Here is a 10,523-nt window from a genome sequence, read left to right on the forward strand (position 1 = left end):
AGCTTGACCTGCAAGCGCTTCGGGGGCCACGTCCACGAGATGGGGTTCCTGCTCATCTACTTCCAGCTCGCGTTCTACTGCAACGTGAGCGACGCCTGGCTCTTCCCCGAGAAGTCCAAGCGCCTCTGGGTGACCACGGCCGGCCCCTACTTCGAGATGTTCCTCTGGGCCCTGGCTGTCATCACCTGGCGGGTCACGGAGCCTGGGACGTGGCCCAGCGCGGTTGCGCTGGTGGTGATCGCCACCTCCGCCTTCAAGCTCTTCATCAACCTCAACCCCCTCATCAAGCTCGACGGCTACTACCTGCTGAGCGACGCGCTGGGGATGCACAACCTCCGCGCGCGCGCGTTCGGCTATCTCAAGCGCCGGCTTTCCGCTCTAGTGGCTTCGCCGGCCCGGACGCTGGAGGAGCCTACCCTCCGGGAGCGACGGATCTACCTGGCGTACAGCCTCCTGGCCGGCGGCTACTCCGCGTGGCTCCTCGGCTGGGTGGCGTTGATGGTGGGCGGCTTTCTCACCGAGCGCTACCAGGGGGCCGGGGCGATCGTCTACGCGGGCCTGCTCGGGCTCGCGTTCCAGAACCCGCTGCGGCGCTGGACTGCGAGACCCAGGCTCCGGGCTTGGCGCGAGCACGTGAACGCGCGATGGCGGTCGATGAGCGGGCCGGTGCGCGTTCTCCTGCTCTTCGGCCTCGTCCTGGCCGTGCTCTTTCTGGTGCCGTGGGAGCTCACGGTCTCGGGCGAGTTCTCGGTCGCCCCCCACCACAACGCCGACGTGCGCGCCGAGGTCGACGGGATCATCGCCGAGGTCTACGTCGACGAGGGCCAGCGGGTGGCCGCCGGCGAGCTGATCGCCCGACTCGCGGATCGGGACTATCGCGCCGAGCTGAGGGCCGTCGAGGGGCAGAGCGACGAGACGCGGGCCCGGCTCAAGATGCTGCGGGCGGGACCGCGGGCGGAGGAGCTGCGCCTGGCCCGTCAGAACATCGAGACGGCCGTGACCCGGCGCGAGCACGCCCGCCGTCGGTACGAAGAGGCGCAACAGATGCAGGCCGCCCGGCTGGCCAAGGCGACAGCGGACGTCGCGGCGGCCGAAGAGCGGCTGCGGTACGCCCGCAACGATCTCGAGCGGTCTCAGGCGCTCTTCGCCGGCGAGCTGATCTCCCGGCGAGCGCTCGAGGAGTCCCAGGAGCGGGCGGGGATCCGGGAGAAGGAGCTGGCGGCCGCCCGGGCCGAGCTCGCGGGCGTGTCGGCCGGCGATCTGGCGTCGACCGGCGATCTGGCTGGGTTCCACAAGGAGCTGGCCGTGGCCCAGAAGGAAGCCGAGGAAGCCCGGGGCCGGCTCCGGCTGCTCGAAGCCGGCAGCCGGCCGGAGGAGATCGAGGGCGCTGAGGCGACGCTGGCGCGACTGCTGAGCCAGCGGAGCCACCTCGAGGACCAGCTCCGGCTCGTCACGGTGCGGAGCGCCGTGGGCGGCGTCGTGACGACCCCGAAGCCCCGCGAGAAGATCGGACAGTACGTGAAGAAGGGCGACCTCATCGTCGAGGTGCACGAGTTCGCGACGGTCAAAGCGGAGATCGCTGTCCCGGAGCGGGAGATCGGCGACGTGAAGGTCGGGCAGCCGGTCGTCGTCAAGGCCCGGGCCTTTCCTGAGCGCGGCTTTCAGGGCCGGGTGACCGCCATCGCGCCGGCGGCCGTGAAGGAGGAGGAAGGCTGGCGGGGCAGGGTGTTCAGGGTGACGACCGCCCTCGAGAACCCCGACCTCCTGCTCAGGCCCGAGATGACGGGGACCGCCAAGATCTACTGCGGGCAGCGTCGGCTGTTCGACGTCCTCACCCGCCGGCTCGCCCGGTACCTGCGCGTGGAGTTCTGGTCGTGGTGGTAGCGCGGGCCTCTTCGACGGGAAGACCACAAAGGGCGGCCGAATCTCGGCTGATCACCTCGGGAACCGGCCTCCTGGGCGATCCAGGAAGACTTCATGGCCGAGCCCAGGCCCTGGCTCAGGCGCCCGGCTTGAAGATCTCCCGGAACAGCGAGACGTAGGCGTCGAACTCGTCCATGGCCTGGCCATCGAACGGCAGGAGCCGGTAGGGCTGCAGATAGGGAACGGTCACATCCGGCCGGGTCGGAACGCGATGCCGCCGCTTGATCGTTTCCATCCCGGTACGGGAAAGGATGAAGTCGTAGAACAACGCGGCCGCATGGGGGCGGCTGCCGGTACTGGTCAGGGCGATGCCGATCTTGTGAACCGGGATCACCCCATCGAGCGCGACCCAGTCGATCGGGGCTCCCTGGGCTTTGGACCGCTCGATGTTGTGCACCTGGAGCTCGGCGGCCAGCGGGAATTCGCCCGCCACCACCAGCTGCCCGATCAGGGAGTGCCCCTTGCGCCACTGGATCTCCTGGCGCGCGAGCTGCCTGAAGTACGCGAGGGCCGCGTCCCGGCCTTCCCGTTGTTCCAGGAACCGGGCGGTCTCGTAGTACGGATAGAACGCCGGGTCGTCCAGATTGCGGGGCCCGCAGTAGGCCACCAGGTGCCCGGCCTTCATGCCGAGCTCCTTGATGCAGCGCCGGAGCTCGCTGGCCATCTCGTCCGGACAGCCGGCCGGCGCCATGGCCACCGGCCAGAAGACATCTTCGTAGCCTCTGACGAGGTTCCTCACCCAGGTGTTGTACGCGCGGCACAACGCGACACCCAGGCCCCCCACGTTCCGGGTGGGGATGCCGATGCCGGTCGGGAAGATCACCTGCTTCTCGATGCCCTCCTGGCGGATGTCCTGCCGCCTCCGCTCCATGTCGTAGCCCCCGACCTGGCGCTCGGCGAGCTCGGAGTCGAGCTGGGGATCGTACATGTACGGGTGCTTGAAGCAGACCCGGGCCCGGGGGTCGCCGACCTCCAGGGCGTGGATGAAGCGGGTCTGGTGATGACGCCCGTTCCCCGCCTTCACCGGCGTATAGCGGGCGTAGGGTTCCTCGAGCCGGTACACCTCGTCCAGGAAGTAGCCTTCCCGCAGGTGAGAATCCAGATCGATGATCATGGTCTGGCTCCTTGTCCCGTCGCCACGGCAGCTCGTCTTCGCCCAGATCGGTGTAGATGCGGTTGCCGATGCAGCCCGTGCTCGTCACCAGACCGTGGGCCAGGGCGGCCGGGAGCGCCTGTGATGCTCCTTGCTCCCATCGCTCTCGCGGAGGGCCCGCCACACCCGCTCGGGCGTGAGCGGAAGGTCGCGCACCCGGACCCCGGTGGCCCGGGCCAGCGCGTTGGCCACCGCGGGGGAGACGCCCACGATGCCGCCTTCCCCCATTCCCTTGGCGCCGTACGGTCCGGGGCCGTCCTGGTTCTCGACGAGAAGCGCGATGAACTCCCCGGGGAGATCGGTGAAGAGGGGGACCCGGTAGTCGATGAGGTTGGGGTTGACGATCTGGTCGTCCTCGTAACGGATCGCTTCGAAGAGGGTGTGGCCGAGTCCCATCATGGCCGCCCCTTCGTCCTGCCCCTCGCACTCCCGGGGGTTGATCGCCTTTCCCACGTCGGCCGCGGACACGTAGCGGTGGACGGTCAACTGCCCGGTCTCGCGATCCACCTCGACCTCGGCCCCACCGATCCCGATCTCCCAGAAGACCGGATTCACGGGCCGGCCTCCGGGCGGCCGCACGTAGCCCCGCCCGACCAGCTCGCCGCCGGGAAGCCCGAAGTGGGCGGCGATGACTTCGGCATAGCTCATCGCCTTCCGGCGCCCGGCCGAGAGCGCGCCGTCGCCTAGCGTGATCGCCTTGCGCGGGGCCTTGAGAAGCCTGGCGCCGATCTGCACGAGCTGGGCCCTGACCTCGAGGGCGGCGCGCTGGACGGCCAGGCCCATGAGCGTGGTCGAGCGGCTGGATCCCGTGGACCGGTCGAAGGGCATGGCGTCGGTATCGCCGCGGGCCACGGTCACCCGCGAGAGAGGAAGGCCCAGCTCCTCGGCGGCAATCTGGGAGAGCACCGTGCGGACTCCCTGGCCGATCTCGGTCGAGCCCGCCAGGACCGTCGCGCTGCCGTCGGCGTGCAGCCGCACGATGGCGATCGACACCGGGAAGGCTCCGGCGTTCATGAAGCCACAGGCGAGTCCGAGCCCGCGTCCGTCTGCCGTCGCGCGCCGGCGCCATCCCAGGGCCTGGGCCGTCTTCCTGAGCCCGACCGAGATGTCGCCGTCGAGCGGCTTCATTCCCTTCCGGACCAGCTCGCCGCGCTCGAGGACATTCTTCAAGCGCAGCTCCAGCGGATCGATCCCGAGGCGCTCGGCGATGATGTCCATCTGCGACTCGCACGCCCAGATGGACTGCGGCGCACCGATCGAACGGAAGGAGCCTGCGGGGACGGAGTTGGTGTAGACCGCGTAGGCGTCGATCTGGAGATGAGGGATCCGATAGGGGCCGATGACTCGGTGGGCCGCGCGATTGGCCACTTGCGGACCGTTGTCGGCGTAGGCGCCCGTATCGAGGTGGATCGCGCATGCCTTCGCCAGGAGCGTGCCGTCGCGCTTGACCCCCGTCTTGATCCGGCACGTCACGGCGTGACGCCTGGTCGTGTGCATCGACTCGTGAACGCTCTGGGCGACGCGCACGGGGCGCCCCGCCTTCCGGGCCAGCGCGGCCACCAGCGGCTCGATCTTCGTGTACGACTTGCTGCCGAAGCCTCCGCCCACGAACGGAATGATCATCCGCACCTTGGCCAGCGGTAGCCGGAAGATCCGGGCCAGCTCCCCGCGAACCAGGAACGGGTGCTGGGCCGACGCCCAGACGGTGAGGGCGTCCTTGTCCCAGTGGGCCACGACCGTGTGGGGTTCCAGGGCGTAGTGGTAGACCATGGGGAAGGTAAAGGTGTCCTCGACGACCAGATCGGCCTCGGCGAATCCGCGCTCGACATCCCCTTGGATCAGCCGCTCGTGGTGGCAGATGTTGGTGCCGGGGACCGGTCTTGCCGTTATGCGCTCTTCCCCCGCCCGGTGCGGTCCTTCGTGGATGCGCGGAGCCCCGGGCGCCAGCGCCGCGGCGGCGCCGACCGCCGCCGGGAGCTCGTCGTACTCGACCATGATGAGGGACGCGGCCCTTTCGGCCGTCGCCTCGTCCGCGGCCGCCACCGCCGCCACCGGCTCTCCGACATAGCGGGTCCGGTCGAGCGCCAGGAGGGGTCGGTCCTGGACGATCGGGCCGTAATAGGGGTCGATGTCCTTCAGATCTTCGCGGGTCAATACTGCGACCACTCCGGGGACCTGTTCAGCGACATGCGCGTCGATCGCGCGAATCCGGGCGTGCGGGTGCGGGGAGCGGAGGATCTTTCCGTGGAGCATCCCGGGCAGCACGATGTCGCCCGTATACCTGGCCCGCCCGGTCACCTTCTCCACCGCGTCGACCCGGGGGACGGAGATTCCCACGACCCGGAAACCGGCAGGGTTCGCCACGTGCTTACCGATAGAGCTGGTCGATGAACCCGCCATCAGAAGGACCCTTTTAGCATGAATCAAGTACGATAGGGAGTCCCGACGCAGGGAGGAAGTGAATGTCGCGCCTGAAGCTCAGCCTGGCTTGTGGCCACTACGATCTGCTGAGGCCATTGATCGAGGGCGTGGTGACGCCGTCGGGCGTCGATCTCAACATTCTGACCATGGCGTCGCCGGAACGACATGGACGAATGCTGCGGCACCAGGAGTTCGACGTGTGCGAGCTGTCGCTGGTGGCCTACCTGGTGGCGCGCGACCAGGGGAGAACGTTTACGGCCATCCCCGTCTTTCCCCATCGACGCTTTCGGCACGGGTATGTGGTGAAGAGGACGGATTGCGGAATCGACGAGCCAGCAGATCTGAACGGTAAGAGGGTGGGCCTGGACACATTGCAGAACTCAGCCGGCCTGTGGATGCGCGGCATTTTACAGGACCACTATGGGGTGGATCTCCGGAGCATCGAATGGTGGTGTCAGGAAGAAGAGGACATCCCCTTCGAGCCAGCCCGGTGGATGAGAGTACGCCGGGTCCCCAGAGGGAGGAACATCGACCAGATGCTCCTGGACGGCGAGCTGGAAGGGGCGGTGTACCCCGAGATCCTCCCCTCGATCAGAAGGGGTTCCTCGAGAGTCGGCCTCCTCTTTCCGAATCCCCAGGACGCCGAAGTCGACTACTACCGGAAGAGCGGGGTCTTTCCGATCATGCACACGGTGGTGGTCAAGAACGCGATCGTGGAGAAAGACCCCTGGGTTGCGGTGAGCCTTCTGCGGGCCTTCCAGAGGTCCAAAGAGGTCTGCTACGAGCGCATGAAGGACCCACGCAATCTTGCGCTGGTATGGGTGAAAGAACTCATGCGGGAGCAAGACGCTGTGTTCGGTCCCGACCCCTGGCCCTACAATCTCGAAGACAATCGCAAAGCCTTGGAGGCCGTCCTCCGCTACGAGTCCGAGCAAGGAATGATCAAAATGGCTCCGAAGATCGAGGATCTCTTTTTCCCGGCCAGCCTTCAGGTCATCCAGGATTATGTCTAGTGCCGTTCCAACTTGTTGATACTAAATCTGTCCACGAACGACGTACACGGCGCCTCCCTTGGCGCGAATAGTTGGAACGGCACTAGCGGGCTTTCGAGCAGTGGTCAGGGCCAGACTGTATACTACGGCCGCCGTGCGGCCCGCCAGCCCCGCCGCCTTTGCCGCGCCAGGGGCCCTCGGGTCGCAGGTCCCGCACCTCGCACCGCCGAAAGGAGCCGAGCATGATCTACGAGATCCGGACCTACCGCATCGCCGCTGGCAGCCTGGCCGAGGTCGAGAAGCGCTTCGGCGAGGCCTACGAGTACCGGAAGAAGTACTCGGAGCTGACCGCCTTCTGGCACACGGAGATCGGACCGCTCAACGAGATCGTCCACGTCTGGGGGTACCGGGACCTCGCCGAGCGGGCGCGCATCCGGGGTGAGGCGGTGAAGGACCCGAACTGGCCGCCCAAGATCGGCGAGTTCGTCCGCGCCATGCGGTCGGAGATCGTGGTGCCGTTCTCGTTCGTGCCCGAGGCCCGCCCGGGCAAGGTGGGGCCGATCTTCGAGCTGCGCTACTACACGCTGAAGCCTGGCATGCTCGCCGAGGTGGCCAAGGGCTGGGAGGCAAAAGTCCCCGAGCGCATGAAGCTCTCGCCCATCGTCCTCGCGGGCGGCGTCGAGTTCGGCAAGGCCAACGGGTTCGTCCACGTCTGGGCCTACTCGAGCCTCGATCAGCGCGCCCAGGTGCGGGACGAGGCCAGGAAGAAGGGCGTCTGGCCCCCGCCGGGCTCGCCCGACCGCTTGCTGACGCAGGAGAACAAGATTCTTCTGCCCGCCGCCTTCTCGCCGCTCCAGTAGCTCGTCTCGAACCCCGCGGGGCGCCGGCGATACGGCCGGCGCCCCCGTAACGGCCTCGCGACAAAAGGAGGGACCATGGTCCGGCGATCGCTCCTGGTGTTCTCGACGCGGGGGTGGACGATCACCCCGAGCCACTATCTCAACAACCAGCTCGATACGGTGTGGCTGGCCGAATAGCCCAGCTTGCCGGCGGAGCCGTCATGCCGATCGCACACGTCAACGGGGTGGAGCTTCATTACGAGGAGACCGGCCAGGGGGTGCCGTTGGTCTGGAGCCACGAGTTCGGCGGCGACACCCGCTCGTGGGAGCCTCAGGTCCGGTACTTTGCCCGGCGTTATCGCGTGGTCACCTACAACCATCGCGGTTATCCGCCCTCGGCCGTCCCCAAGGCCGCCCGCGATTACTCCCAAGACCTCCTGGTCGGTGACCTCCACCAGCTCCTGAAGCATCTCGGCTTCGGCCCCGTGCATCTCGGCGGCTGCTCGATGGGGGCCAACGTCGCCCGCGACTTCGCCATCGCGCATCCGGAGATGACGAGGAGCCTGATCATGGTGGGGGCCGGCGCCGGGTCAGTGAACCGCGAGGAGTTCTTGCAGGGCCAGGCGGCGACGGCGGCGGCCCTCGAGCGCGAGGGCATGGCGGCCCTGATCCGGCACTTCGAGAGCGCGCCGAACCGCGCCGCGTTCAAGCAGAAGGACCCCCGCGGCTTCGCCGAATTCCTGCGCCAGGTCGGCGAGCACGACGCCCAGGCGTGCGCGCACCTGGCCCGGGAGGTGATGTCCAAGCGCAAGACAGTCTTCGACGTGGAGGCGGGGCTGAAGGCGCTGCGCGTCCCGACCCTCATCATGGTGGGCGATCAGGATGCGCCGTGCGTCGAGCCCTCGCTCGCGATGCGCGGCCGCATCCCGCACTCGGGCTTGATCGTGTTTCCGGCCAGCGGTCACACGCTGAACATCGAGGAGCCGGGAGCCTTCAACTTCCACGTCGCCGAGTTCTTGGCCGCCGTCGAGGGCGGCCGCTGGGCCGGCTGGTCACGCTGACGCGGCGACTCCTGGCCGGGCCGGGAACGGCGCTGGCGCCGTCAGACAGGGAGGAACAGAGATGAGAGACAAGATCACGGTCCTGAACCCGGTGGGCTTCCCCCCCAAGGTGACCCGGAAAGAGCTCGCGCTGCGCCTTTCCACGCTCGAGGGCAAGACGGTCTACCTGGTCGACTGCCGCTTCGACGACTCGGACGTCTTCCTCAAGCAGATGCAGGCCTGGTTCGCCGAGCACCTGCCCGGCGTCAAGACGATCTTCAAGCCGATCTCCAGCGTGTACCTCCACGACGACCCGGCCACCTGGGAGGAGATCAAGGCGCGGGGAGACGCCGCGGTCGTCGGCGTCGGCCACTGAAGCACCTGCGCGCCGGCGGTCGCCGCGCACGCGATGACGATCGAGGCGAAGTACGGCGTCCCTACCGTGGCCGTTCACACCGACAAGTTCGACCGTGTGGTCCGCGCGGTCGCCGCCACCAACGGGATGCGCGGGCTCCGGCAGGTCTTCGTCCCTCAGCCCGTCATGGGCAAGTCCGCCCGCGAGCTGCGCGCCTACGTCGACGGCCGGGACCCGCTCACCGGCCGGCCGGTCATGCAGGAGGTGATCGAGGGGCTGACGCGGCCGTTCGACGACGGAGACCTCGGCCCGGCCGAATTCGACCGGGCCACGCCGCGGCTGGTCGAGCCCGACACCGAGGAGAATCTCGACCGGCTGTTCCTCGAGCGGGATTGGACGGACAAGCTCCCGATCGTCCTGCCCACCGAGGGGCGGGTGGCGGCGATGGTGGCCGGGACGCGTCGCAAGCCCGACGAGGTCGTGGGGCGCATGCGGCCGACTCACTTCCGCGAGGCCTGGGAGTACACGGTCGAGAAGGTCGCGGTGAACGCCGTGATGGCGGGCGCGAGGCCGGAGTACTTCCCCGTGATCCTGGCGCTGGCCGCCACCGGCGTGAGCGCGCGGGGCAGCACGACCAGCTCGATGGCGGCCATGGCCGTCGTCAACGGACCGATGCGTCACGAGATCGGGATGAACGCCGGAACCGGCGCCCTGGCGCCCTACAACCACGCCAACGCCACCATCGGCCGGGCCTACGGCCTCCTCTCGCAAAATCTACAAGGCGGCTCGGTGCCCGGGCTCACCTACATGGGCTCCATGGGCAACAACTACGCCTACAACAGCGTCACCTTCGCCGAGAACGAGGAGCGGAGCCCGTGGGAGCCGTTTCACGTCCAGCATGGATTGCGTCCGACCGACAGCGCCGTGAGCGTTTTCGCAGGCTGCCGCTCCACCGCCTTCACGCTCGGGCTGCGGGAGCGGCACTGGCGCGAGCACGTCGGCAACATGCTGCGGGGGATGGACCCCCACATCCCGCCGACGCTTCTGCTCGACCCCATCACGGCGCGGCAGTTCATCGACCGGGGCGGGTTCGTGAAGAAGGACGCGCTCATCGACTGGCTCTACGAGGCCGCCCGCATGCCCGCCGGCGAGTACTGGGACTACCAGCTCGTCCAGAACTACCTCTACCCGCGCGCCACCTTCGGCGAGGAGCCGTGGGCCTCGAAGCTCAAGGCCGCCCCCGACGAGCTGATCCCGATGTTCCGGCGCGAGGACATCCACGTCGTGGTCGTCGGCGGCGAGACCAACGGCTACTGGCGCATCATGGGCTGCACCTACCAGAAGACCGTCTCCGTCGACGCGTGGCGGTAGGCCGGACCTTCTCCACGGCGCCGCGCCCCGCTCGTGCTCCGTCTGGGAAGTCATGTTAACGATCGCCGCGCTCGCGCCGCTGCCAGCGGGGCCGACGGGCACGTGCGGCAGGGATCGCGGGACCACGCGGCACGCGACCGCTGCCCCATTGCGGCTGGGCTCCACCTTGGCACGCGGGGTCCGTGGCCGGTGGGCGGGGACGGGTCCCGCCGACCCCTGCCGCACGTGCCCGTCGGCCCCCGGCGCCGCGTGCTGGCGGCCTCTTTATATGACTTCCCAGACGGAACACTAGCCCCGATCCGAAATAAGCTCGCAGGTGAAAGCGGCACATGGCCGCGAACATGGGCGGTGTTCAGGAGATGGTTCGACCGCAGCCAGCGTCTCTATAGGAGGACGTGGGTGCGCACGTACCCACGCTGGCCACGGCCG

8 protein-coding genes are annotated in these 10,523 nt (G+C 68.2%); 6 read left to right on the top strand and 2 right to left on the bottom strand.

Annotated elements, in window-relative coordinates:
* A partial coding sequence (locus tag VGV13_03345) for an efflux RND transporter periplasmic adaptor subunit (GenBank protein ID HEV8640114.1) occupies positions 1 to 1,884 on the top strand: 1,884 nt, incomplete at its 5' end.
* Between the two features lie 115 nt (positions 1,885 to 1,999).
* On the opposite strand, the gene VGV13_03350 is transcribed toward VGV13_03345, so the two are convergent.
* Both VGV13_03350 and VGV13_03355 read right to left on the bottom strand, forming a co-directional pair.
* Positions 2,000 to 3,037: an amidohydrolase family protein gene (locus VGV13_03350; GenBank protein ID HEV8640115.1), complete on the bottom strand. Its 1,038-nt coding sequence runs from the start codon at positions 3,035 to 3,037 to the stop codon at positions 2,000 to 2,002.
* Between the two features lie 84 nt (positions 3,038 to 3,121).
* On the bottom strand, positions 3,122 to 5,413 hold the full coding sequence (locus VGV13_03355) for a xanthine dehydrogenase family protein molybdopterin-binding subunit (GenBank protein HEV8640116.1): 2,292 nt from the start codon (positions 5,411 to 5,413) through the stop codon (positions 3,122 to 3,124).
* 125 nt (positions 5,414 to 5,538) lie between these two features.
* On the opposite strand from VGV13_03355, the gene VGV13_03360 reads away from it, so the two are divergent.
* The 5 genes from VGV13_03360 to VGV13_03380 all read left to right on the top strand — a co-directional run bounded on the left by VGV13_03360 (position 5,539) and on the right by VGV13_03380 (position 10,094).
* Positions 5,539 to 6,510, top strand: a complete 972-nt coding sequence (locus VGV13_03360; GenBank protein ID HEV8640117.1) for a PhnD/SsuA/transferrin family substrate-binding protein — start codon at positions 5,539 to 5,541, stop codon at positions 6,508 to 6,510.
* A 221-nt stretch (positions 6,511 to 6,731) separates the two neighbouring features.
* Positions 6,732 to 7,349, top strand: a complete 618-nt coding sequence (locus VGV13_03365; protein HEV8640118.1) for an NIPSNAP family protein — start codon at positions 6,732 to 6,734, stop codon at positions 7,347 to 7,349.
* Between the two features lie 200 nt (positions 7,350 to 7,549).
* A complete protein-coding gene (locus tag VGV13_03370) occupies positions 7,550 to 8,389 on the top strand; it encodes an alpha/beta hydrolase (protein ID HEV8640119.1) in 840 nt (279 codons plus the stop codon).
* Between the two features lie 61 nt (positions 8,390 to 8,450).
* Positions 8,451 to 8,744, top strand: coding sequence for a hypothetical protein (locus VGV13_03375; protein ID HEV8640120.1), 294 nt, complete (start codon positions 8,451 to 8,453; stop codon positions 8,742 to 8,744).
* A gap of 33 nt (positions 8,745 to 8,777) precedes the next feature.
* Positions 8,778 to 10,094 carry a UGSC family (seleno)protein gene (locus VGV13_03380; protein ID HEV8640121.1) on the top strand — a complete coding sequence of 439 codons (1,317 nt, stop codon included), beginning with the start codon at positions 8,778 to 8,780 and terminating at the stop codon, positions 10,092 to 10,094.
* The last annotated feature ends 429 nt before the right edge of the window (positions 10,095 to 10,523 follow it).

The organism is Candidatus Methylomirabilota bacterium (genome assembly GCA_036001065.1).
Taxonomy (GTDB): domain Bacteria; phylum Methylomirabilota; class Methylomirabilia; order Rokubacteriales; family CSP1-6; genus MNEF01.

Bases quoted from the DNA above. Each gene is read 5' to 3' on its own strand.
- VGV13_03380 (HEV8640121.1), top strand. From the start codon at position 8,778: ATGACGATCGAGGCGAAGTACGGCGTCCCTACCGTGGCCGTTCACACC.
- VGV13_03365 (HEV8640118.1), top strand. From the start codon at position 6,732: ATGATCTACGAGATCCGGACCTACCGCATCGCCGCTGGCAGCCTGGCC.
- VGV13_03350 (HEV8640115.1), bottom strand. From the start codon at position 3,037: ATGATCATCGATCTGGATTCTCACCTGCGGGAAGGCTACTTCCTGGAC.
- VGV13_03375 (HEV8640120.1), top strand. From the start codon at position 8,451: ATGAGAGACAAGATCACGGTCCTGAACCCGGTGGGCTTCCCCCCCAAG.
- VGV13_03370 (HEV8640119.1), top strand. From the start codon at position 7,550: ATGCCGATCGCACACGTCAACGGGGTGGAGCTTCATTACGAGGAGACC.
- VGV13_03360 (HEV8640117.1), top strand. From the start codon at position 5,539: ATGTCGCGCCTGAAGCTCAGCCTGGCTTGTGGCCACTACGATCTGCTG.